The sequence below is a fragment of the Aurantimicrobium minutum genome (genome assembly GCF_029894165.1).
Classification (GTDB): domain Bacteria; phylum Actinomycetota; class Actinomycetes; order Actinomycetales; family Microbacteriaceae; genus Aurantimicrobium; species Aurantimicrobium minutum_A.
Genome location: NZ_JARXXU010000001.1, coordinates 1077601 through 1101342 on the forward strand (window position 1 = coordinate 1077601; position 23742 = coordinate 1101342).

21 protein-coding genes are annotated in these 23742 nt (G+C 52.2%); 14 read left to right on the plus strand and 7 right to left on the minus strand.

Annotation, left to right across the window (positions count from 1 at the left end):
* Nucleotides 1-78: 78 nt before the first annotated feature.
* Both M2119_RS05480 and def read left to right on the plus strand, forming a co-directional pair.
* Nucleotides 79-1428: a MinD/ParA family ATP-binding protein gene (locus tag M2119_RS05480; RefSeq protein WP_280803935.1), complete on the plus strand. Its 1350-nt coding sequence runs from the start codon at nucleotides 79-81 to the stop codon at nucleotides 1426-1428.
* Between the two features lie 30 nt (nucleotides 1429-1458).
* Entirely contained in the window at nucleotides 1459-1950 is a 492-nt protein-coding gene (def, locus tag M2119_RS05485; RefSeq protein ID WP_280803936.1) for a peptide deformylase, read from the plus strand.
* 6 nt (nucleotides 1951-1956) lie between these two features.
* On the opposite strand, the gene M2119_RS05490 is transcribed toward def, so the two are convergent.
* On the minus strand, nucleotides 1957-3777 hold the full coding sequence (locus tag M2119_RS05490) for an AMP-dependent synthetase/ligase (RefSeq protein ID WP_280803937.1): 1821 nt from the start codon (nucleotides 3775-3777) through the stop codon (nucleotides 1957-1959).
* Between the two features lie 75 nt (nucleotides 3778-3852).
* Between M2119_RS05490 and M2119_RS05495 the strand changes: the two genes are divergently transcribed.
* From M2119_RS05495 to M2119_RS05505, 3 genes are all read left to right on the plus strand, one after another.
* Nucleotides 3853-4761, plus strand: coding sequence for an ROK family glucokinase (locus M2119_RS05495; RefSeq protein ID WP_280803938.1), 909 nt, complete (start codon nucleotides 3853-3855; stop codon nucleotides 4759-4761).
* 113 nt (nucleotides 4762-4874) lie between these two features.
* Nucleotides 4875-5564, plus strand: coding sequence for a lysophospholipid acyltransferase family protein (locus tag M2119_RS05500; RefSeq protein WP_280803939.1), 690 nt, complete (start codon nucleotides 4875-4877; stop codon nucleotides 5562-5564).
* Between the two features lie 72 nt (nucleotides 5565-5636).
* Entirely contained in the window at nucleotides 5637-7007 is a 1371-nt protein-coding gene (locus tag M2119_RS05505; RefSeq protein ID WP_280803940.1) for a class II 3-deoxy-7-phosphoheptulonate synthase, read from the plus strand.
* 65 nt (nucleotides 7008-7072) lie between these two features.
* Here the strand turns inward: M2119_RS05505 and M2119_RS05510 are convergent, their stop codons facing one another.
* On the minus strand, nucleotides 7073-8482 hold the full coding sequence (locus M2119_RS05510; RefSeq protein ID WP_280803941.1) for an APC family permease: 1410 nt from the start codon (nucleotides 8480-8482) through the stop codon (nucleotides 7073-7075).
* Between the two features lie 259 nt (nucleotides 8483-8741).
* Between M2119_RS05510 and M2119_RS05515 the strand changes: the two genes are divergently transcribed.
* Nucleotides 8742-9119 carry a DUF805 domain-containing protein gene (locus M2119_RS05515; RefSeq protein WP_280803942.1) on the plus strand — a complete coding sequence of 126 codons (378 nt, stop codon included), beginning with the start codon at nucleotides 8742-8744 and terminating at the stop codon, nucleotides 9117-9119.
* Between the two features lie 75 nt (nucleotides 9120-9194).
* Here M2119_RS05515 and M2119_RS05520 read toward each other — a convergent pair whose 3' ends face one another.
* Together M2119_RS05520 and M2119_RS05525 are read right to left on the minus strand one after the other, a co-directional pair.
* Complete coding sequence (locus tag M2119_RS05520; RefSeq protein WP_280803943.1) at nucleotides 9195-9815, minus strand: DUF2202 domain-containing protein; 621 nt, start codon at nucleotides 9813-9815, stop codon at nucleotides 9195-9197.
* 93 nt (nucleotides 9816-9908) lie between these two features.
* Nucleotides 9909-10460 carry a DUF4395 domain-containing protein gene (locus M2119_RS05525; protein WP_280803944.1) on the minus strand — a complete coding sequence of 184 codons (552 nt, stop codon included), beginning with the start codon at nucleotides 10458-10460 and terminating at the stop codon, nucleotides 9909-9911.
* 30 nt (nucleotides 10461-10490) lie between these two features.
* Between M2119_RS05525 and M2119_RS05530 the strand changes: the two genes are divergently transcribed.
* The 4 genes from M2119_RS05530 to M2119_RS05545 all read left to right on the plus strand — a co-directional run bounded on the left by M2119_RS05530 (nucleotide 10491) and on the right by M2119_RS05545 (nucleotide 13462).
* Nucleotides 10491-10958 carry a methyltransferase family protein gene (locus M2119_RS05530; protein ID WP_280803945.1) on the plus strand — a complete coding sequence of 156 codons (468 nt, stop codon included), beginning with the start codon at nucleotides 10491-10493 and terminating at the stop codon, nucleotides 10956-10958.
* Nucleotides 10959-11013: 55 nt separating this feature from the next.
* Nucleotides 11014-11391, plus strand: coding sequence for a thioredoxin (gene trxA, locus M2119_RS05535; protein WP_280803946.1), 378 nt, complete (start codon nucleotides 11014-11016; stop codon nucleotides 11389-11391).
* A 69-nt stretch (nucleotides 11392-11460) separates the two neighbouring features.
* Entirely contained in the window at nucleotides 11461-12414 is a 954-nt protein-coding gene (locus tag M2119_RS05540; RefSeq protein ID WP_280803947.1) for a diacylglycerol/lipid kinase family protein, read from the plus strand.
* Between the two features lie 220 nt (nucleotides 12415-12634).
* A complete protein-coding gene (locus tag M2119_RS05545) occupies nucleotides 12635-13462 on the plus strand; it encodes a pentapeptide repeat-containing protein (RefSeq protein ID WP_280803948.1) in 828 nt (275 codons plus the stop codon).
* A gap of 46 nt (nucleotides 13463-13508) precedes the next feature.
* On the opposite strand, the gene M2119_RS05550 is transcribed toward M2119_RS05545, so the two are convergent.
* Both M2119_RS05550 and valS read right to left on the minus strand, forming a co-directional pair.
* On the minus strand, nucleotides 13509-13742 hold the full coding sequence (locus M2119_RS05550) for a hypothetical protein (protein WP_280803949.1): 234 nt from the start codon (nucleotides 13740-13742) through the stop codon (nucleotides 13509-13511).
* Nucleotides 13743-13744: 2 nt separating this feature from the next.
* Nucleotides 13745-16315 (minus strand): valine--tRNA ligase, encoded by a 2571-nt coding sequence (gene valS / locus M2119_RS05555; protein ID WP_280804462.1) that lies wholly within the window; start codon nucleotides 16313-16315, stop codon nucleotides 13745-13747.
* Between the two features lie 309 nt (nucleotides 16316-16624).
* On the opposite strand from valS, the gene ileS reads away from it, so the two are divergent.
* Genes ileS through ndk form a run of 4 tightly spaced genes read left to right on the plus strand, consistent with a single transcriptional unit; the run spans nucleotide 16625 to nucleotide 22215 of the window.
* Nucleotides 16625-19969 (plus strand): isoleucine--tRNA ligase, encoded by a 3345-nt coding sequence (gene ileS, locus M2119_RS05560; RefSeq protein WP_280803950.1) that lies wholly within the window; start codon nucleotides 16625-16627, stop codon nucleotides 19967-19969.
* Entirely contained in the window at nucleotides 19962-21425 is a 1464-nt protein-coding gene (locus M2119_RS05565; RefSeq protein WP_280803951.1) for a bifunctional folylpolyglutamate synthase/dihydrofolate synthase, read from the plus strand. Before ileS ends, M2119_RS05565 begins: the two co-directional genes overlap by 8 nt.
* The gene (locus tag M2119_RS05570) at nucleotides 21422-21796 is read left to right on the plus strand and encodes a DUF4233 domain-containing protein (protein ID WP_280803952.1); all 375 of its coding nucleotides are present in this window, start codon (nucleotides 21422-21424) and stop codon (nucleotides 21794-21796) included. Before M2119_RS05565 ends, M2119_RS05570 begins: the two co-directional genes overlap by 4 nt.
* On the plus strand, nucleotides 21796-22215 hold the full coding sequence (gene ndk / locus M2119_RS05575) for a nucleoside-diphosphate kinase (RefSeq protein ID WP_280803953.1): 420 nt from the start codon (nucleotides 21796-21798) through the stop codon (nucleotides 22213-22215). Before M2119_RS05570 ends, ndk begins: the two co-directional genes overlap by 1 nt.
* A 63-nt stretch (nucleotides 22216-22278) precedes the next feature.
* On the opposite strand, the gene M2119_RS05580 is transcribed toward ndk, so the two are convergent.
* Complete coding sequence (locus M2119_RS05580; RefSeq protein ID WP_280803954.1) at nucleotides 22279-23742, minus strand: DHA2 family efflux MFS transporter permease subunit; 1464 nt, start codon at nucleotides 23740-23742, stop codon at nucleotides 22279-22281.

The following is a 23742-nucleotide window of genomic DNA, read 5'->3' on the forward strand; positions in this document are numbered from 1 at the left end:
ATTCCCTCCTGTAACTGGGGAGGTTAACGGCCTGCAGGTAGACTCTGTGAGTTAGCCAAGTAGCCGAAGGATTTATACGTGAGCACGGACACCCCAAAAACGCCTGCTAAAAAAACCGCAACGAAGAAACCAGCGACGAAGGTGACGGCGGGTACGAAGGCGGCAACTTCCAAAAAAGCAGATTCTCAGACCGTGGAACCACAGCGTATCGATGAAGTTGGCGAGAATAGTGAACGTGTTGTCGAACAGGCTCCAGAGGTTTCAAACATCAGCCTCCCCGCGATTCCGGTGTCCCTAACATCATCATCTGTATCAGAAGCTTCTATGCGTGCAGTGCTTAGCGGGGGTGTTGAAGCTCTCGCAAGCCCCGGCACTGGTGAGATACTTATCGCAGATATTGAGGAAGTGGATGACGTTATCGTCGTCGAAGAATTTGAGAACGTGGACACTGGTTCACTTCCCTCCCGTCGGGACAGAAACAGCGGGGAGACAGCTTCCCGGCCTGAACCGGTCACGATGCTCACACCTGAACGAGTCCTTGATGGTAATAAAAAGAGGGATGCACCTTCAGAAGGGTGGCGCAAGGCTGTATACGCAGCCAGCTTCCACGCCATCAACTTGGGCGACTCACCTGCTGCCCGTGAACGCAAGGCAATTGATCAGAGCATCGGTCGAATGTTGACCGGTGGAACAAAGTTTGTTCCCGTCCTCACTCGCAAGGGCGGCGTCGGTAAAACAACGACAACCACGCTCATTGGTATGGCAATGTCCTTGGTCCGTGAGGACCGGGTTCTCGCGATTGATGCCAACCCAGACCGCGGAACATTGGCAGAACGCTTCGAACGCACCAATGACTGCACTGTGCGTGATTTGGTTGCAAATGCTGCAAAGATTCTGACTTTCAATGATTTTTCGCAGTATGTCAGCCGTGACCGCTCACGTCTCGACGTACTTGCTTCGGATACTGACCCTTTCCTTTCCGAAGCGTTCGGAGCCAATGACTATAACGTCGTTGCTGATCTTGCAAGCCGCTACTACACCGTGGCTCTGACGGACTGTGGCACGGGAATTGTGCACTCTGTCATGGGTGCAACCTTGCAGCGTGCAGACCAGATTGTGATTGTCTCTGGTGGCTCATTCGATGAGGCGCGTTTGGCTTCTGAAACCCTCACCTGGCTTGAATCCAACGGATATGGTCACTTGGTAAAGAACGCCATTGTCGCCATCAACACTGCAACACAAGGGACAAACCTGATTAAGCTGCGCGAAATTGAAGATCACTTCAAGTCCCGCGTACGTGACACCGTCCGAGTTCCTTACGACGCCATGCTCGCGGCGGGGTCATACATTGACTTTAAGAAACTCAAGCCAGAAACCCAGGAAGCTGCTCGTCAGTTGGCTTCTTTGGTCGTTGACGGCCTCAAGTAAGTATCTTTACTCTCCTCGAACGGTTCATTCGTGACTGAACGCCCCATCCGCATATTCGGAGACCCTGTCCTGAAAACCAAGACGGACGAGATTCTGGTTATTGACGACAAAATCCGTGCTTTGGTAGAAGATTTGCTTGACTCGGTCACACTCCCTGGTCGGGCGGGTGTTGCAGCCACACAAATTGGTGTTGGCTTACGAGCCTTTAGCTACAACGTGCACGGTGAGATCGGATACATCCTCAACCCTCACATTGTGGAAACGAGGGGTGAGGTGGAACTCGTCGAAGAGGGATGCCTCAGCGTCCCGAATTTATGGTTCAAAACGCCTCGCTTCCCCTTTGCTCGTGTTGAAGGAATAGATCTCGCCGGTAATGCAGTGGAGCTGGAAGGCGAAGGCCTCATGGCGCAGGCATTGCAACACGAATGCGACCACCTCGACGGACTGGTGTATCTCGATCGGCTTGATCAGCAAACGAGAAAAGAAGCCATGCGCCAGGTGCGCGAAAGTGAATGGTTCTAAACCTCTTTAGTCGACCGAGCCTGAAGCGCCGGCATACATTGCCTCAATTTCTGCGGCGAAATCTTTTGTAATGATGTTGCGCTTGATGCTCATCTTGGGGGTGAGGTGCCCTGAGAGCTCCGTGAATTCCAAAGGCAAAATAGTGAATTTGCGGATAGATTCTGCGCGGGAAACACGAGCATTCGCCCGGTCTACAGCTGCCTGTACTTCAGCGATGACAGCAGGGTTCTTAGCGGCCTCTTCAATCGACATTGTGGAGTCCATTTTGTTGTTCGTCAGCCACATCGGGAGCATTTCAGGATCCAGTGTGATCAAAGCTGAAATAAAGGGTTTTGCATCACCGACAGCAACGACCTGACTAATGACCGGATTCGCTCGGATGGGGTCTTCGAGGAATGCCGGTGCGACATTTTTTCCACCTGCGGTGACCAGGATTTCTTTCTTGCGGCCCGTAATGGTGATGTAGCCATCAGCATCGATGGTTCCGATATCTCCGGTTTTGAACCAGCCGTCATGAAAAGTATCTGCTGTGGCCTGAGGGTTTTTCCAATATTCCTGGAAAACATTGACACCAGCAGCTTCGATTTCACCATCTTCACCTAAACGAACGGAGCAGCCTGGTAAGGCAGGTCCTACGGTTCCGATTTTGAACTTGGAAGGAAGATTGATGGAGATTGGTGCTGTTGTTTCGGTGAGGCCATATCCCTCGAGAACGACAAGACCTAGTGCGTGGAAGAAGTGAGCCAAGCGGTCACCTAGGGGCGCTGAGCCACTAATGGCGTAGGTGCAATTACCGCCCAAAGCAGCACGGAGTTTAGAAAGCACGAGTTTATCCAGGAGCGCGAACTTAATTTTCAGGCCCAGAGGGATGTGGCCAGCCATCTCTGCTTTGGAATAAGCAATCGCGGTCGATGCAGCTTCGCGGAAAATTTTGCCTTTGCCGCCAGCTTCAGCCTTTTGTTCTGCAGAGTTGTAGACCTTCTCGAAAACGCGAGGCACTGCGAGAAGGAAGCTGGGCTTAAAGGATTGCATAGCCGGAAGCAGTTGAGAGGTATCGCCTTGATGCCCTACTTTCACTCCACCTTCGACAGCGAGAATCGAAATGAATCTTGCAAAAATATGAGCTGTCGTGATGAAAAGCAATGTAGAGGCTTGGGGGTTAACCACCTCGGGGACGGCAGCCCGGGCATTGCGTGCAAGCTCCAAAAAATTAGAGTGAGTCAAGACGCAGCCCTTGGGCTTACCGGTCGAACCCGAGGTGTAAATCAATGTAGCGAGGTCGCTTCCATGAAGTGAACTCCGTCGTTCTTCTACTTCCTCGTCTGAAATCTTTGCCCCGGAAATCACGAGAGCATCCAGATCACCTTCATCGATCTGCCACACAGAATGTACGAAGGGAGCATCGGAACGGATTTCTTCAAATCTGTTGAGGTGCTCTGGTGTTTCCACAATCAGAGCGACAGCCTCAGAATCTTCAAGAATCCATTGGATTTGGCTGGCTGCGCTTGTTTCGTAGATGGGAACAAGTGCAGCGCCTGCGAACCACATGGCGAAATCTACGAGAGTCCATTCGTACCGCGTCTTGCACATCAGGCCAACACGGTCACCCTTGCGAATGCCGGAGGCGATAAAGCCTTTGGCAAGAGCAATCACTTGCTCGAGGAATTCAGTGGAGGTCACATCTTCCCAGCCACCACTTACAGGGAGCGAAAAGAGAGGGGAGTGTGGGGTTTCTTTCACACGATCCAGGAGCACCTGAGTTGTATTTGCTACGGGTTCCGCAGGAACAAGAGCCGGTGTATCGAACTGAACTGTCTGTTTAACCATGGCAACTCCTTTGGTGTTAACTACACTTTAGTAGTCCCTCCTTTCCCTCCGATATCCCTCCAGGAGAGTTCTTTCGTGTATTCCATAGGCATCGATATTGGCGGGACAAAAATCGCAGGAGCACTAGTTGACTCTGAAGGCGTAATCCACGCGCAAACTCAAGTGCCTTCTCCAGCTGAGAGCCCGGACGCTATGGAGAAAGCAATTGTGGGCCTCATTTCAGAGCTCTCTGAAGGAAATACCGTCGTTGCGGCGGGTGTCGCAGCCGCAGGTTTTATTGACGCAGCACAATCAAAGGTTTACTACGCACCAAATATCGCCTGGCGAAACGAGCCGTTAAAAGAAAAACTTGAAAAGCAGGTTGAACTACCCATCGTGATCGAGAACGATGCCAACGCGGCAGGTTGGGCTGAGTATCGTTTCGGTGCTGGCAAGAACTACTCTCATATGACTATGTTGACCATTGGCACGGGAGTCGGTGGCGCGATTATCGCTAACGGTGAGCTGTTTACAGGTGGTTTTGGTGCGGGTGCAGAACTTGGGCATCTGCGGGTTCAACCCGGCGGTCTTGAATGTGGCTGTGGTCAGAAGGGGTGCATAGAGCAGTATGCCTCTGGGCGTGCACTACTTCGATATATGAGAGAAGAAACAGGTAATCCTGACCTCACTGCTGAGCAAGGAAAGCACCTCCTCGAAGGGGGAGACAGAGCAGGCTGGCGAGCGGTAACCACACTCGGGACTTGGTTAGGAACAGCCTGTGCAAGTATCTCCGCCGTGTTAGATCCTGAGGTGTATGTCATCGGTGGGGGCGTTGCGGCGGCGGGAGATCGTCTCCTCGAACCAATCCGTGAAGCTTTCCGTGAGAATCTTTCTGCCCGGGGTTTCCACCCAGAGCCTGAGTTCCGCATTGCTGAGCTTGTCAATGATGCAGGTGTCGTAGGAGCGGCGGATTTGGCGCGGCGTTTTGCTCTGCGCCGTCACTGACGGTTGACGCCGTACTCAATATTCCTGCGTTGGAATACTTTCACGGAAGAGCAGCTATATAGAGATAAAGCACATCCACGGTAAACAGGTCAAAAGGGTAAGCTGACATCACTATGTTTTATTGGCTGATGAAGAACGTCATCGCCGGACCGTTGCTCAGGGGCATCTTCCGTCCGTGGGTCAGTGGCGCAGAAAACATCCCCCTATCTGGACCTGTGATCCTGGCCTCCAATCACCTCAGTGTTGTTGACTCGGTTTTCCTGCCGCTGTGTATAGAACGTGACATGGTTTTCCTCGCCAAAAGCGAATACTTCACTGGTCGTGGCTTTAAAGGTTGGATTACAAAGTGGTTCATGAAGGGCACCGGAATGCTACCCATCGACCGCTCTGGTGGAAAAGCCTCCGAGGCAAGCTTGAATACAGGTCTTCGCGTTCTCGCGGAAGGTCGTGTCCTCGGAATTTATCCTGAAGGAACCCGATCTCCAGATGCCAAGCTCTACCGTGGCCGTACAGGTATAGCCCGAATGGTGTTGGAATCAGGAGCACCCGTTGTTCCTGTGGCGATGATAGACACTGAGAAAGTCATGCCAATTGGATCGAAGTGGCCCAAACTTCGTCGTCCTGGAATCATTATTGGCAAGCCGCTCGATTTTGCTCGCTTCCAAGGCATGGAAGGTGATCGCTTCATCCTTCGGTCTGTTACCGACGAAATTATTTATGAACTCGCTGGACTTTCAGGTCAACAGTATGAGGATGTTTATGCCTCCTCAGTGCGCGAAAAGCGCCCTGTCAACGCAAGATAAGCTTGTACGGTTGTCTTTCTTGTTGAAAGACAGCATTTCAATTCACCCACCAACTTATAGGGGAGTGCCTCCGTGGCTAGCCAATCTGAGCCCAATATCGTCGCTGACAAGTCCGTCATCGAGGGTTTGGACTATTGGCGCACTCTTCCAATCAAGCAGCAGCCACAGTGGCCTAGTGCTGAGGCAGTCAAGGAAGCAAGTTCACGTCTTGCCTCCTACCCGCCACTCGTTTTTGCAGGTGAAGTAGACACTCTGCGTGAGCGCCTTGCACAGGCGGCTCAAGGAAAGGCGTTCCTGCTGCAGGGTGGCGACTGCGCTGAGACCTTCGCCGGCGCAACTGCCGACAAGATTCGAAACCGCATCAAGACGGTTCTCCAGATGGCGGTTGTTCTGACATACGCTGCTGAGATGCCCGTTATCAAAATGGGCCGCATGGCAGGGCAATTTGCCAAGCCCCGCTCGAGCGATACCGAAACGCGCGGCGACGTCACGTTGCCGGCTTACCGCGGAGACATTGTTAATGGATACGACTTCACCCCTGAAAGCCGTGAGGCTAACCCTGAACGCTTGGTCCAGGGATACAACACAGCCGTCGCCACTCTGAACCTCATCCGTGCATTTACAACAGGTGGCTTTGCAGATCTTCGTGAGGTGCATTCGTGGAACAAGGGCTTCGCCAAAAACCCCGCCAACGCTCAATATGAAGCTCTCGCAACCGAAATTGATCGTGCAATAAAGTTCATGGCTGCGTGTGGTGCAGATTTTGATGCCCTGCGCACAACCGAGTTCTTTGTTTCGCACGAGGCGCTGCTCATGGACTACGAGCGCCCTATGACACGCATCGACTCACGCACGGGCACTCCCTACAACACCAGTGCTCATTTCGTGTGGATTGGTGAGCGCACCCGTGAACTTGATGGTGCACATGTCGACTTCCTTTCTCGAGTGCGCAACCCGATCGGTGTGAAGCTTGGTCCCACGACTGATGTCGACACCATCAGGCAACTCATTGACAAGCTTGACCCCAACCGCGAGCCTGGTCGCCTGACCTTCATTACACGGATGGGTGCAGGTAAAATTCGTGACGCACTGCCGCCCCTCCTGGAGGCAGTCAAGGCGAGCGATGCAAATCCCTTGTGGATTACGGATCCCATGCACGGTAACGGCATCACTACCCCTAACGGCTATAAGTCTCGCCGTTTCGATGACGTCGTCGACGAGGTCAAAGGCTTCTTCGAAGCTCACCGTGCTGTGGGAACATTCCCCGGTGGCGTTCACGTGGAACTCACCGGTGATGATGTCACCGAATGCCTCGGCGGTTCAGAGCAGATTGATGAAAATGATCTCGCTACCCGTTACGAGTCATTGTGTGACCCACGTTTGAATCACATGCAATCTCTGGAGCTTAGTTTTCTCATTGCAGAAGAGCTCAAAAAGTCCTAACAAGCACTTAAGCAACTGTGGCCACCATCGAAAGATGGTGGCCACAGTTATGTTTTCAGTGGGTTTTACTTCACAACTTTGTTGAAACCGGTAACTGGCTGAGCTTCGTCGAAACCTGCAACCTGCTTGCGGAATCCACGAGTGAGGATAGCCAAGTAAACGAGACCGATTCCTGCCCAGATCAAACCGCCGGTGAGCGCCTCGGGAGAGAGGTTCACCCACAGGATGATGGTGAGTGCAAGTCCAAGGCCTGGCATGATGATGAACTTGAAAATATCGCCACCTGTCTTGTGTCGGCCCTGGCGAATAGCGAACCAGCCCACAACCGAGATGTTGACGAAGCTGAACGCAATCAATGCACCGAAGTTGATGAAGTGGACGATGTCGGCCAAGGTAAGGAAAACTCCGGTGAGGCAGACGAGGCCGGCCAAGATGACATTGAAGGTGGGAGTGCTGGTTTTAGGGTTCACGAAACCAAAGACCTTCTTGGGGAGAACATTGTTTCGACCCATAACCAGCAACATGCGAGCAACAGATGCTTGTGATGCAAGAAGCGACGCAATGGTGGCGGCAAAGCCAGCTGCTGTCAGGATGACCTTCATGGTCTGACCTCCCACAAGCTCACCAATGATGGGGAGTGTGGAGTCATCTACGTACTGACGGTCACCACCTGGAGCAAAGACGTTCCAGTCGGGAAAGAGTGCTTGCGTGAAATAGGACGTGACGATAAAGATACCGCCACCAATCAGCACGGTGAGCATGATGGCTCGGGGCACAATCTTGGGGGTTCGTGCCTCTTCGACATACATGGTGACTGCGTCAAATCCAATGAAGCTGAAACAGACAATAGTTGCACCGAGGAGGACTGCACTAAAGTCAACGCCTTCGTGAACGAAGGGGTTCAAGGTGACGAGAGTACCGTCGCCCTCACCGCCAAGGAGCTGACCGATAACTACGGCGACGAAGGCAATCATGGCGAAGATTGCTATCACGAGAAGAATCGTGTTGACGTTGGAAGTTCCACGCATAGTGATGTAAATAATGGTCGTGGCGAGAACGCTGAATGCCACTACCCAAATCCAACCGGGAACCTCAGGGAAGAACGACTCCATGTAGCTCGCCACAATGATGATATTGACCAGTGGCAGCAACATGTAGTCCAGCATGGAGGTCCAACCGACCATGAAACCGACGTTGGGATGTATCGCGTTTTTAGCGTAGGTGTAGGCAGAACCCGCAGAAGGGAACTCTGCCGTCATTTTTCCGTAGCTGATGGCGGTGAAGACCATCACAATAAGTGCGACTGTATATGCGAGGGGAACAACGTTGTTTGTCCCTTCGGCAACCATTCCGAAAGTGTCGAAGACAACTGTGGGGGTCATGTAACCCAGACCCAGCGCGACAATTGCCCAGAGCCCTAGGTTTCTCTTCAGGGAAACTCGTTGGGGGCTACCAGGTACAAAAGATTCAGGCATGTTTTCTCTCTTCTTTGAGATCGTTTCCTCCCGCCAGAGTCACACTCTGATGGATTGCACTTACTCTAGTCCTGCTGACACGGCGTGATGAAGATTGATTTCAACATTGATGTTCGTGATTTCCCGTCTACGTCAGATCAAACCGGAGGTCGTTGTTCCTCCTTGTCATCTTCAATACTGTGTTTTTGTTGTGAATGGGTAAAGGATTGACGTGGAGAGCAGAAAGGAAGCTCTCACTTATCAATGAATGGAGGTCATTATGACTTTCGGACAAGCAATAAAAAGTGGATTTCAGAACTTCACCTCATGGAAGGGCCGTGCTACTCGATCAGAGTTTTGGTACTGGACGCTCTTCGTCTGGCTCGTACAGTTGCCCTTTAGTATTTGGTACCAGTCTTCGGTGAACATCAGCGAAAGTGGTAGTTTCAACCTCTTCACTCCCGCTTACTTCGTCCTCATCCTCGTGGCTCTGGTCTTCTTTCTTCCTAGCCTCGCAATGATGATTCGTCGTCTCCATGACACTGATCGTTCAGGCGGCTTCTATTGGATGGGACTCATCCCACTCGTGGGCTGGATCTTCATCCTCGTTTACATGCTTCAGCCAACTACACCAGGTGCTAACCGTTTCGATAGATAGCTCTCACGTCACGAATCCCCAGTGCATGTGCACTGGGGATTCGTGGTTAATCTTCACCGGAGATTTCTCTCTGAGCTAGAGCTTTTTGCTGAAGGCCGCCAAGTGACTTTCGCTCGCACTGCGCAACTTTTCAAGCACGGAGATGATGGTCCCATCCGATGTTGAGTTGATTGCAGAGGTTAGATCAGTGATGTCTGTTTCTTCGATGAGTACGCCCACTTTGTATGCCTCGGTCTGACTGGTCATTCCCTGCGCTACGAGTTGATCGTAAAGTGCCTGCAAATCGGGGTTGGTGAACACTCCGATTTCTTGAGATCGTGGATCTTCTAGTCCGTAGCTGGTGAGCAGTCCGAGAACCATGTCTTGGTGAGTAGTTTCGCTTGCAAGGATGTTAGTGAAAGTATTTCCTCCCCATTGGGTTGAAAGGACTGTGTAGACATCATGCGCCAGTTTTTCTTCCTCAATGAGGTAGAGCAATAAGTCATCGGTAGTTGGGGCGGGTTGTTGCTGTACTACCTCAGCGGTCTGTTCGTCGATTTGTATCTTGTCTGCATCCGTGAGAATTTCTGGGGCTTGAGTGGATGCCGAAGGAGACACCTGTGGCACTTGATTCATGCTGGCCACGCCTATAGAAATCCCGCCTGCCCCCACGAGGACTGCAATAACGCTGGCTGTGATGATTGTTGACTTCTTCATAATGTTCCCCTTCCGAAGGGCTATGACTTCAAGATACCCCCAGGGGTATAGAAAACCTTATGAGTCGCCTATGTAAATCCTATGAATCATGAACTACCGGGTAGGGGTGTAGTTGCAGCTGTCGCCAGGGCAATATTGCGGCGCTGTTCGAGAAAATCGTTTCTGCAGTTCACACCCCACACAGATGCCGAATGCGGTTTCAAGGAAAAGAACTGCCATGCAGATCCCACACATCACGAGAGCAACAGCGTTCGGTGCGTTGAATACGCCCAGTGCCAAACACGTGGGGAGTGCAATGCCAAGTCCCAATCCCCACGCAAAACGTTTCTGAGGTGCGCCGACAAATTCAGGTCGTTGATTCCGGACAATCATTCGTGCTACCGCCAGGGTGGGGGAGTATCGGGGCGTAAGGAAAAGTCTGATTACCATGTCGATCATGAAGAGCATTCCAAACGCACGAAGTGGTTGCATGATGCCCGTCGTCCACGCAATCAAGTATGCGGAGAACCCGATGATGAACAGTATCCCCGCGCTGGCACGCACCTCGCGTTCATTAAAGACGGGAATGTCGTATCCCTCAACAATCTCCCCGAAGGACGACCAGCGGCGCTGAGGATTCATCTGGGGTTCTGCTGTGTTGGTCATGATCTTCTTTCAGTGGGGCAAGATGGAGAAATGAGCGATAAATCTAAAGGTTCAGTTTTAGTAGCGGCGCAGTTCGTGCTGTTGGCCTTGCTGGTTGAACTTCCTCATGGGAGCCTCTGGTTTGTTTCAGATGTGGTCGGGGCGGTTTCTGTCGCAGTGTTGATGATGGGTCTGTTTGTCGCTCTCCTGGGAATTGTGAGTTTGGGAAATTCCCTCACTGCAACGCCAGTGCCTAAACGTGAAGCTGTTTTGCGAACCACGGGAATGTACACACTGGTTCGTCATCCCATTTATTCGGGCCTTATTCTGATTGGGCTTTCGATGATGATTCTTTCTGCTTCTGTGTGGGGCATTGTTCTGTGTGCTGCACTGATCGCAGTGCTGTCCTATAAATCTCGTTTCGAAGAAAAGCTATTGCTGGCAAAATATCCTGGTTATGCGGCCTATGCTTCCCGGGTCGGGCGACTTGTTCCGTTCGTGGGGCGCTTGAGGATCTAACGAATATTCTAAATATACCCCAGGGGGTATTAAAAAGTATGTATAAGATAGTCGCATGGCTTCTGTAGAACTCACCCAAGACAACTTTGACACCACCATTACCGAGAATGACATTGTTGTCGTTGACTTCTGGGCGGACTGGTGTGGCCCCTGCAAGATGTTTGCCCCCACTTTTGAGGCAGCGTCGGATAAATTTCCAGAAATCGTTTTTGGCAAAGTAGATACAGAAGCTGAACAGTCCCTTGCTGGTGCTGCGGGAATTCAGTCCATCCCTACCCTGATGGTGTTCCGTGAAAAGATTCTTCTTTTCTCCCAGGCTGGAGCACTTCCCCCGGCCGCTTTAGATGATTTGCTCGCCCAAGTCCAAGGTTTAGACATGGTCGCTGTTCACGCAGAGGTCGAGAAGCAACGTTCTGAAATGGAAGCCGAGTAGAAGTTTTTTCTTCTTGTTCATGAACACTCACAGGAGTGTTTGAGCCTGCTCTACTTAAACTGGTGAATTATGAGCGTGTTACCGGCAGCAGTGGTGTTCAATCCTGCTTTGCCAACGCTTGACACTTTGCGAAAGATAGTCGCCGCGGCACAAAAGCGGGCAGGACTTCCGGAAACACTCTGGATTCCAGCCTCTTTTGACAACGGCGGACTCCCGGCGTCGGTCGGAAATGTGTTGAGCAAGGTATCCGTGGTTCTTGTAGCTGGTGGTGACGGGCTTGTTCGTTCTGTCGCTGAAATCATCCAGGGCACAGATACACCTCTCGGGATAATCCCGATGGGGACAGGGAACCTCCTGGCTAGAAACCTAGGGCTTCCTGTTGTCGATCGAACGAAATGTGTGTCAATTGCCTTTGGAAAAAACCACCGTCAAATCGATCTAGCTCGAGCAGAACTCGTCGGGGAAGAAACCACGACGCATGTGTTTTCTGTCATGGCTGGAATTGGTTTAGACGCAGACATGGCAGCCGGAGCTAGCATCTCTAAAAAGAAACGTTTCGGTTGGCTTGCCTACGTCCGACCAATAGTGCGGTCCGTTGCTCAAAATCGTCAGCAAGAAATGTCGTTCATTCTGGATGATCAACCACCAGTTATCTTCAAAGCACACACGGTAATAGTGGGTAACTGCGGGACACTTACTGCAAACCTGCTCCTGATGCCTGATGCAGTTCTGGATGATGGCTTGTTGAACATTGTCGTGTTAAACCCGAAGTATCTCTCTGGCTGGACACATATTTGGTCGCGTCTCGCAATTGGGGGAGCACTCAACCAAACGAAAGCAGGTCGACGCATTCTTGATCTCGCCCCTGAAATCAAAACATTGCGTTATGACCAACTTCGATCTGTGACCATCACTCTGAAGGAGCGACAAACTGTCCAGTTAGATGGTGACAGTTACGGGAAGATTAATCGTATGACGGTGAGTGTTTTGCCGAAGGTGTTGACAGTTAAAGTGCCTTCCTAAGCCGAGTCGATAGGCAGGAGTTCTTTGTTATTGAGAGGAAATTTTGTCCACATTTCGTAAACTCAGTGCTGTATTTGTCGCACTCGGTATGTCTGTAGCGAGTTTGTCATTTTTTTCAGCGGTTCCTGCCTATGCCATTTCGTGTGCAGGCACTCCCTCTCAAATCTCCCTGTCAACAAACAATGCAAGTTGTGACTATCGGGGCTGGGATTTCACGGGCATGTCTATTTCTGGCGTTGATTTTTCCACTGCGTACCTCGCAGGAGCTCAATTCGGACCTAATGGACCTACATTCACCACCTTGAGTAGTGTCGCGTTCGGAAATAACTCCAGCCACGGTGTGAATTTCAATCACGCTCACATCACGGGTTCAACTTTCTATCTCTCTGATATGGCAAGTTCAGATTTCGCTGACACCGTTCTCACCGGCTCGACGTTTCACTTCGCCCACTTAGAAGGCTCCTCTTTCATCAATGCTGATTTCACGGGAGTAACAATCATCAATAGTTGGCTTGGTGGCGCAAATCTGTCTTATTCGAACATCACTCAAGCACAACTTGATGACGCCATATTGACCCCAGATACGATTTGTCCAGACACTTATCCTTTAGGTGAACATGTGGGTAATTGCTTTAGTGCGCTCAAAGCACCACTACCCACGGTCACCGCCCCGGTGATTGGATCAAACGGGTTCACCTTTGATATCACGAACAATGATCCGGACTATTACACCTTCACCGTTGCAGTAACTGCTGGCCCTGGTGTAGCAACATTAGGGACCCCTTCGGGTTCCACTCTTCCTGTGAATGTGACCAATGCCCCGCCAGGTTCCCAGACGGTGGTCACCATTACGGGATCTATCGGTTCCGGAGCCTCACAAGTAGTTAGTTCAACGACATACAACTACCAAGAACAGGTTGCCTCTGAGCTTGCTCGAACAGGTCTGAACAATGAAGAGATCCACTCCGGATTACTAGTGGGAGCTAGCCTTCTTGTTCTAGGAATGGGCGCACTAGTTATCTCGCGAAGAATCCGAACCTCAAACTAACCTTTTCGTTGCCATTGCAGGACAGTGTTCTTCGAGTGGGCGGTTTCTAGTCTTCCGAGTGAATACTGATGTAACCATCCGCATCCACTCGGATTGTTGTGCCATCATCCAGTTGAACAACGGGTCGATTCTCTAAATATGTCAGAGTCCAGTACCAGCCAGAAGTGTCCTGCTTGAGTGCAGAAAGCTCGCGTTCCACCTCAGCAATAGCTCCGAGCACAGCATGATCAAGACTGGCTGGTGCAGCTGTGTGGGCTGCCCATCTCGTTCCAAGTTGCATGCTTATTCGGCGACGGGTGCAAGTTCGATGTTGCTCACAGCCAGTTCGTCTGCTTCCACGAAATTGAGCTCTGCGATACGGCCGGTCGCCATGAGGTCACCCTGAGCTTGTTCTAGCAGCGAGATGAGTGCTTCTGGGGCAGCAATCGTTGCGGTCAGAACCTCAGTTTTTTGACTTGCGGAAGCTTCGGTCTTGGAACGTCGAATACCAATCAACGCTTCAGATGCAGCCTTGAGAACTTCAGGGTTTCCGATGACGTCGTTGCCAGGGGTTGGCCAGCTGGCACGGTGGATACTGTCTGTATTGAACCACGACCAAGCTTCTTCGGTAGCAAACGGCAATACCGGTGCAAGCAAGCGCAAAAACACCGTCAATGCTTGGTTGAGGGCGGCGGCAGCGGAGGCTTGTTCCGGGTGATCCTGGTTATAGGCACGTTCCTTGACCAGCTCGAGGTAATCATCAGTGAAGGTCCAGAAGAAGTGTTCCGTCACTTCGAGAGCCTTCGCGTGGTCGTAGTTCTGAAGAGCTTCTGTTGCTTCACGAACGACGTTGTGCAGACTCTCGAGCATGGAGAGATCTAGAGGATTAGTGATCTGCGTTCCTGCAGGTGCTGTGAAGCTCAAAATGAACTTCGATGCGTTGAGGAGTTTGATGGCCAGACGGCGTCCAATTTTGATTTGTGTCGGATTTTGTGGATCAAAAGCCGCATCCGTTCCTAGGCGACTACTTGCCGCCCAGTACCGCACGGCATCTGAACCGTGCTGATCCAACATGTCGGCAGGAGTGACGACATTACCTTTGGACTTCGACATCTTCTTACGGTCAGGGTCGACAATAAAGCCTGAAATGGCAGCGTTTGTCCACGGCTTCGTTCCGGACTGGAGTGCCGAACGCAACATGGTGCTAAACAGCCAGGTACGAATAATGTCCTGGCCTTGGGGGCGCAGGTCGAAGGGGGAGACAAGGTTCCACAGTTCCTCATCGCGTTCCCAGCCGCCTGCAAGTTGTGGCGTCAAGCTGGATGTCGCCCAGGTGTCCATGACATCAACTTCTCCTTGGAAGCCGCCGGGGATTCCTCGCTGATCTTCGGTGTAACCCTGAGGAACATCGGTTGAAGGGTCAACTGGGAGTTGGGCACGGCTGGCAATGAGTGGCTCATCGAAAACGGGGTTGCCATCTTTGTCGAGGGGGTACCACACGGGGATGGGCACACCAAAGAAGCGCTGACGAGAAATGAGCCAGTCACCGTTGAGTCCGTTGACCCAGTTCTCGTAGCGCACGCGCATGAAGTCAGGGTGCCAGGACATTTCTTGACCAAGGTCGATGAGTTTCTTCTTGAGCTCTTCATCCTTGGCGCCATTGACGATATACCACTGGCGGGTGGAGACGATCTCGAGGGGCTTATCGCCTTTTTCGAAGAATTTCACAGGGTGCGAGATGGGTTCAGGTTCGCCCAGCATCTCGCCTGATTCCTTGAGCATCTCCACCATGGCGGTTTTGGCGCTGAACGCAGTCTTACCGGCAAGCTCTGCATACGCTGCCTGAGCAGTGGGGGATTCGAGTCCCTCAGGTGCGTCAGAGATGAAACGGCCGTCGAATCCAATAACTGCACGGGTTGGCAAGTTCAGTTCACGCCACCACACGACGTCGGTTACGTCTCCGAACGTACAGATCATGGCAATACCGGTTCCCTTATCGGGCTGAGCCAGGTGGTGCGCAAGTACGGGAACTTCTACTCCGAAGACGGGTGTCTTCACGGTTTTACCAAAGTAGGGCTTGTAGCGTTCATCCTCTGGGTGTGCCACCAGGGCAACACAGGCGGGTAACAGCTCGGGGCGGCTGGTCATGATTTCGATATGACCACCATCTGGTTTGTGGAATGTCAGGCGATGATAAGCACCTGGCATCTCCTTATCTTCCAGTTCTGCTTGGGCTACAGCAGTGCGGAAAGTGACATCCCAGAGCGTTGGGGCCATTGCTTGGTATGCCTCACCACGTGCGTGATTGTTGATAAAAGCCAATTGGCTCGTGGTGATGGTGTCATCAGAAATCGTGCGGTAGGTCTGTGTCCAGTCCACTGAAAGACCGAGCTGGCGCCACACATCTTCAAACTGCTTTTCGTCTTCAACGGTGAGCTTTTCGCACAGCTCAATGAAATTACGGCGGCTAATGGGCAGTTGATCTGCTGCTTTGGAGCTCTTGTTGTCACCGCCTTCGAACGGAGGAACGAAGTTCTCGACATAAGCCAGGGTAGGGTCGCAGCGCACGCCGTAGTAGTTCTGAACGCGACGCTCGGTGGGTAGGCCGTTGTCATCCCATCCTGCGGGGTAGAACACTTCTTTGCCACACATGCGTTGGAAGCGTGCAATGACATCAGTGTGGGTGTAGCTAAAGACGTGGCCAATGTGAAGAGAACCAGAGGCAGTGGGTGGGGGAGTGTCAATCGAGTAGACAGTTGAACGGCTCTGGCCATCACGACGGAACCGGTAGAGACCCGTGTCTTCCCATTTCTTATCCCAGAGAGTTTCGAGTCCTTCTAGAGCCGGCTTATCAGGAACGTTGGCGGGCGTCATGGTCACAGGTATTTCTCGCTCTCTATGGGCGGCATCGTGTCAATGCCTCAGCAGGATTGCTGTGGCCTGATGCCTCAAATGGTGATGTTCCTACTGTACTAAAGCCCGTAGAATGGTCAGTAACGACACCGATCCGGCTATCACCGGGGAGTTTTCGGAAGAACGGCCTTCTGGGTCTAGTAGAACCGAACGGGACGAGCCCGTTATTGCTCACGAACAAGCGGTGAGATTCCTCACAAGCTCAGGTGGTACCGCGGAAGAAATTTCGTCCTGGCACAGTGTTTTACTCAAAAATAACTGGAGCTTCCCGTGACGTATCCCCGCCGTAACCCATTCGGTCAACAGGCAGACATTGTTCCTTCGCCCTCTTTCCCCGCTATCGAGGAGCAGATCCTTTCATTCTGGGAACAAGACGGCACCTTTCAGGCCTCAATAGACCAGCGTGCAGACGGTGATGAATGGGTTTTCTATGACGGTCCTCCGTTTGCTAACGGTCTTCCTCACTATGGTCACCTCCTCACCGGCTATGCCAAGGACCTGTTCCCTCGCTACCAAACCATGCGTGGCAAGAAAGTTGATCGACGTTTCGGGTGGGACACTCACGGTCTGCCCGCTGAGTTGGAAGCTATGCGCCAACTCGGCATCACAAAGAAGGAAGAAATTGAGGAGATGGGTATTGCTGCGTTTAACGCAGAAGCTCGTTCTTCCGTCCTTCGTTACACCGGGGAATGGCAACAGTATGTGACCCGCCAGGCCCGTTGGGTTGACTTTGAGAACGACTACAAAACACTCGATATCTCTTTCATGGAGTCCGTCATCTGGGCCTTCAAGCGTCTCTATGACAAGGGACTTGCCTACGAAGGCTTCCGTGTTCTGCCCTATTGCTGGAACGATGAAACCCCTTTGTCGAACCATGAACTGCGCATGGATGATGATGTCTACAAGATGCGTCAGGATCAGTCGGTCACCGTGACCTTCCCTCTGGCGGGGGACAAAGCAGCAGCGCTGGGCGTCGCTGGCGTCCGCGCTCTCGCGTGGACGACCACGCCCTGGACGTTGCCCACCAATGCTGCTCTGGCAGTAGGTCCCGCGATTCACTACGCAGTTGTTGCAGCAGGCCCCAACGGAGCAGCAGACGGTGCTTCCTCTGGTGATGCGGATTACCTCATCGCGGTCGATTTACTGGGCAACTATGCCAAGGACTTGGGTTATGAAGATGCGGCATCTGCGAAGGAAGCCGTCAAGGTCACAATTGTGGGCGCCGACTTAGAGGGTGTGACGTATCAGCGACTGTGGCATTACTACGCAGATGACGAGGAATATCAAGCCAACGCGTGGCAGATTCTCGTCGCTGACTATGTCACCACAGCAGACGGTACAGGGATCGTTCACCAGGCCCCTGCATATGGTGAAGAGGACCAAAAGGTCTGTGAAACCGCAGGAATCGGCGTGCGCGTCTCCGTCGATGACGGTGGAAAGTTCCTGTCACGATTCGCAGAAGTTGCCGGCTTACAGGTTTTTGAAGCAAATAAGCCCCTCACTAACCTGCTGCGTGAACAGAGTCGATTGATTCGTGTTGCCTCTTACGAGCACAGTTACCCTCACTGCTGGCGCTGCCGCCAACCCTTGATTTATCGTGCCGTCTCGTCGTGGTTTGTTTCTGTCACGACGTTCCGCGACCGCATGGAGGAGCTCAACCAGCAGATCAACTGGGTTCCCGACAACGTCAAGGATGGTCAGTTTGGTAAGTGGGTGGCCAATGCACGTGACTGGTCTATTTCCCGTAACCGTTATTGGGGTTCTCCGATTCCTGTGTGGAAATCAGACAACCCGGAATACCCACGTATCGATGTGTATGGATCACTCGATGAACTCGAGCGTGACTTTGGAGTGCGTCCCACCGACTTGCACCGCCCCTTCATTGACGAATTGACCAGGCCAAACCCCGATGACCCCACGGGTAAGTCCACCATGCGCCGCATCGAAGACGTCTTGGATGTCTGGTTTGACTCCGGTTCTATGCCCTTTGCTCAGGTTCACTATCCATTTGAAAACCAGGAATGGTTTGATAGCCACAACCCTGCAGATTTCATTGTGGAATACATCGGTCAAACCCGTGGCTGGTTCTACACCCTCCATATTCTTGCCACAGCACTTTTTGATCGCCCGGCATTCAAGAATGTAGTTTCACACGGAATTGTCCTGGGCAACGATGGGCAGAAAATGTCCAAATCCTTGCGAAATTACCCCGATGTTTCTGAAGTATTTGACCGTGATGGCTCGGATGCCATGAGATGGTTCCTGATGAGTTCCCCCGTGCTTCGAGGGGGCAACTTGGTTGTTACCGAAGAGGGCATTCGTGAGGGAGTTCGTCAACTTCTTTTGCCGTTGTGGAACAGTTACTACTTCTTTACCCTTTATGCCAACGCAGATAACTACGAAGCAACATGGCGCACAAACAGCCCACATGTATTGGATAAGTACCTGCTGGCCAAAACCCGTGACCTGATTGTAGAAGTCCAGGAACACTTGGATGCACTCGACTCCACCAATGCTGCAGAATCGTTGCGTAACTTCGCAGATGTACTCACCAATTGGTATGTTCGCCGTTCACGTGATCGATTCTGGACGGGCGGTGTTGCAGCGTTCGACGCGTTCGACACGTTGTACACCGTGCTGGAGACACTCTGCCGCGTCGCAGCACCTCTCCTCCCGCTCGTCACAGAGAACATCTGGCAAGGCCTCACGGGTGGGCGTTCTGTTCACCTCGAGGATTGGCCTGATGAGACGCTATTCCCCGCCGATCCCACCTTGGTGGCCTCGATGGATACTGTTCGTGAGATTACTTCCACAGCTCTGGCGTTGAGGAAGAAGGAAGGACTGCGTGTCCGACTTCCATTGGCCGACCTCACCGTGGTTTCTGAGTTGGCTGGTTCGCTCTTCCCCTTCAGCGACATTCTCCGAGATGAGTTGAACGTCAAACAGGTCCGGGTGGTCCTGCTCACGGAAGACTCCGCAGAGAACTATGGAATTACCCAAAAACTGAGCATTAATGCCCGTGCTGCAGGACCACGCCTTGGTAAGCAAGTTCAACAGATCATTCAAGCTGCGAAAGCAGGAGACTGGTCTGAATCTGGTGGTGTTGTTACTGCAGGCGGGGTTGAACTCGTCGAAGGCGAGTATGACCTCACGTTGGAAACAGGTGATACTGGGGAATCTACTCAGGCACTCGCGTTGCTTCCCAGTGGCGGATTTGTCCTGCTCAACACAGAGACCTCGGTCGAACTCGAAGCTGAGGGGTTGGCCCGCGATGTTATTCGTGCCGTACAAGACACCCGTAAGGCCGCAGGTTTTGAGGTTTCTGATCGAATCCACCTCGATGTGATTTGTTTCTCTAATGCCGATGCCGCTGCATTGCGACTCGAGACCTCTGCGGATATTGCTGGAGATACTCTTGCTTCAGAATTTGCGGTGCACGACACCACGTTCCATTCGGAGCTTGCTGGATACGCAGAAATTTCTCCTGCAGAGTGGCTCCCTTCTATAGCATCCACACCTGCAGAACACTTTGCTGTTATTCCTGCGGGGCAGTATGCCAACGAAGGTAGTTTCGTGGTGGCTGTATCCCGAGTGAATCGAGTAATTAATGTCTAGTGATGACCTCACTCCTGGCGGTTTTGCCAACGGTGATTTCTCTTCGGATGACGACTACGAAGGTCTCGATCCTGCTGAACAGGACGAATATGCCCGTGCTGCTCAATTAGTGTTTGCAGAACTCCAGACTCGCCTTGGTGAAGGTATGCCCCAGCCTAGGCTGGAACCCACCAGACGGGTCGTGGAGCTTTTGGGCGATGTTCACCGTGCCTATCCCGTTATCCACATTGCAGGAACAAATGGAAAGACCACGACGGCACGCCTTATCGAGAGCATTCTGCGTTCTTATGGCCTGACAACCGGCGTTTTCACTTCTCCACATCTTGTTTCCTTCAACGAACGCATCCTGCTCGACGGGGTTCCCGTTCGTGATGATGTGCTGGTGACGAACTGGTTGGATGTGAAGCCCTATGTCGAGTTAGTAGATAGCGAGCTGGAAAAGAAAGGTGAGCCACGTCTGACCTTCTTTGAAGTCATGACGATTTTGGCGTATGGCACCTTCGCGGACGCTCCCGTTGATGTTGCGGTGGTTGAAGCTGGACTGGGGGGCGAGTGGGATTCCACCAACGTCGCTGATGGTGTGGTTGCTGTCTACACTCCGATTGCTTTGGATCATACAGATCGTCTGGGGAAAGATCTAGATACTATTTCGCGAACCAAATCAGGAATTATCAAGCCTTCCTCGATGGTTGTCTCAGCTGCTCAAGATCCCATCGTGCAAGCAGTTTTAGAAGAAGCTGTTGACCTCACGGAATCGACCCTGACATTCGTCTCTACTTCTTCCTCCCCAGAAGTCGGTAACCCCATCGCGGTTGTATCCCGCGCCGTTGCTGTCGGCGGACAATTGGTGACCATTCAGGGTGCCGCAGGGCGTTACGAAGACTTGTTTCTTGCACTCTATGGTGATCACCAGGCTGAAAATGCAGCGCTGGCCATTGCTGCAGTGGAAGCATTCTTGGGTGGTGCCTCACAAGCGCTCGAGCAAGAAGTGTTGGACGAAGCCTTCGCAACAGTCACATCACCTGGTCGACTGCAGCTTGTCGCTGCTGAACCGACGGTGCTCGTGGATGCGGCTCATAACCCTCACGGTGCTCACTCGCTATCACGGGCACTGGGTACCTACTTCACTTTCGACGACGTGACCGTTGTGCTTGCCATCCTTGAAGATAAAGATGCTCAGGGGATTATCGAGGCGCTGGCTCCTGTTGCTTCGCGTTTCATTGTGACTACTGCTCCTACGGAGCGCACCAGGCCTGCCCGGGACTTGGGTTTTCTTGCTGCTGATCTGGTCGGAGAAGGCAACGTAATTATTGAGCCAGATCCAATTGTGGCTTTGGCCATGGCACGTGGTTATGCTGCCAACTCCGAACAGGGGGCAGTGGTTGTAACCGGTTCCATTACTTTGGTGGGTCTGACCATTGGTTTGGCTGCAGAGACGCAAGGATGGACATTGTGACTGAGACCTCAGAGCCCCCACAAGAACCCCGACGAGTTCGTTCAGCCCAAGCTTCCTTGGGGCAGGTAGTACTCGGGTTTGAGCTTATTGTTGTGGGTTTAGCTGCCCTCACGATTTTTGGACTGGGTGCTCTGCCAGCGTGGCTTGCTCTAGGTGGCGGTGCCGCATTATGTGCGCTGATGGTGTTCACCATTGCTTTGATGATGAAATACCGCTGGGCATTCATTCTCGGCTGGGCCGTTCAAGCCATTCTCGTTCTCAGTGGTTTTGCTGTGACCATGCTGTTCCTCATCGGAGCAGTCTTTGCAGGTATTTGGGCTTTCGCCATGACGGCGGGGGCAAAACTGGACTCTCAAAAGAAAGAAAAATAATGACTGCTATTGAAGAAACACTTGTTCTAGTTAAGCCCGATGGCGTTGCTCGAGGACTTACCGGTGAAATCTTGTCTCGCATCGAAGCCAAAGGTTATGCCCTCGTCGACATTCGCTTGGTGCAGGCAGATCGCGAACTCCTCGGCAAGCACTACGAAGAACACGTTGGAAAACCCTTTTATGAGCCACTGGTGAACTTTATGGAATCTGGTCCCGTTGTCGCGATTCGTCTTGCTGGTAACCGAGTAATCGAAGGGTTCCGTTCCTTAGCGGGGACAACCGATCCCACCACTGCAGCGCCAGGAACTATTCGTGGTGACCTAGGTCGCGACTGGGGTGCAGCAGTTCAGCAGAACCTCGTTCATGGCTCAGACTCCCCAGAATCTGCTTCTCGCGAATTGGCGCTCTGGTTTAAATAAATCAGTAGAGAATACAAAGAAAGCCCAGCATGTGCTGGGCTTTCTTTGTATTTGCGGTCACTGTTAGTGCATCAATTCTGCGGCTCGCTCTTCTGCATTAGCTGGTCGCTTGAGAATTAACGCGACAACAATCAGACCGAGAGACAGGATGGCACCAATGAGGAAAGCTGCCTGAATGCCTCCGGCCAATGCGGTGATCTCTGAGGCGCCACCTTCAGAGAGGTTGACCGATATCAACGTCATGACAGTGATGAATAACGCCGTGCCTGCAGCACCGGCAAGTTGCTGCAGAGTGCCAATTGTTGCACTGGCGTGGCTGTAAAGCTGAGGCGGTACTGAGCTCAGGGAGAGAGCAAAGAGGGGAGTAAAGAGGAAAGCTAACCCCAAACTCAGTAGCGTGTAGCTGGCGAAAACCATCCAGACTGATGTGTTCTCCGTAAACGACACCATGGACCAGAAGGCAAGGCTGACCACGATGGCTCCAGGAATCAACAAAATTCGTGGTCCACGATTGTCATAGATGCGGCCAACGACAGGTCCCAAAAGTCCCATGGCCAGACCGCCAGGCAACATCATGAGGCCGGTAACCAATGGTTCAACCAAGAGAACATTTTGCATGTATATGGGGATGAGGATGCCAGCACCGAAAAGAATCAACATTCCAATTGCGAGCAGGAACATTGCTTCGGTGAAGGCGCGCGATCGGAAGGTACGCAGGTCAAGAAGGGCACTATCCGTCTTCTGAAGCTTGGTCTGACGCAGAATAAACAGAACGAAGAAAATGATTCCAAACGCGAGTGGAATCCATGGCGAGAGTGAACTTACACCTCGGGCGGCATCCGCAAAAGCGCTGAGACCATAAATCAAGCCAGAGAATGCGAAAGCAGAGTAGACAACGGACCGGACATCAATAGGGATTCGCCGAGGTTCTTGGCTATTGGAGATATTGATCGCTCCAATGATGAGGGTCACAATTCCAATAGGAAGCATGATCCAGAAGAGCCATCGCCAGTCCAAGAAGCTTAAGACGATACCGCTGAAGGCAGGACCTAGTGCGGGCGCTGCAGAGAGCACCAAAGAAATTGTTCCGTTGATGCGGCCACGGAGATGTTCGGGAACAATCACCATGACGGTAGTCATGAGCAAAGGCAGCATGATGGCAGTGCCCCCAGCTTGCAGAATCCGTCCCAGCAGGAGGAATAAGAAATCTTGGGACAGGGCTGCGACGAGAGTGCCTGTAGTGAACAGAAGCATCGCCGCGATATACATACGTTTAGTACTGAAACGCTGGAGCAGGAATCCTGTGGTGGGGATGATGACCGCCATGGTCAGCATGTATGCCGTGTTGAGCCATTGTCCGGTGCTGGGCGCAATACCCAACTGGGTCATGATCTGAGGAAGTGCAACGCCGAGGGCTGTTTCGTTCAGAAAAACGACAAAAGTAGAAACCAATATGACGGTCAAGATGACCTTGTGTCGGGAGTCAAGTTTGTCGGAAAGTGGGAGGGACATTTCCGGGGAAGTCAT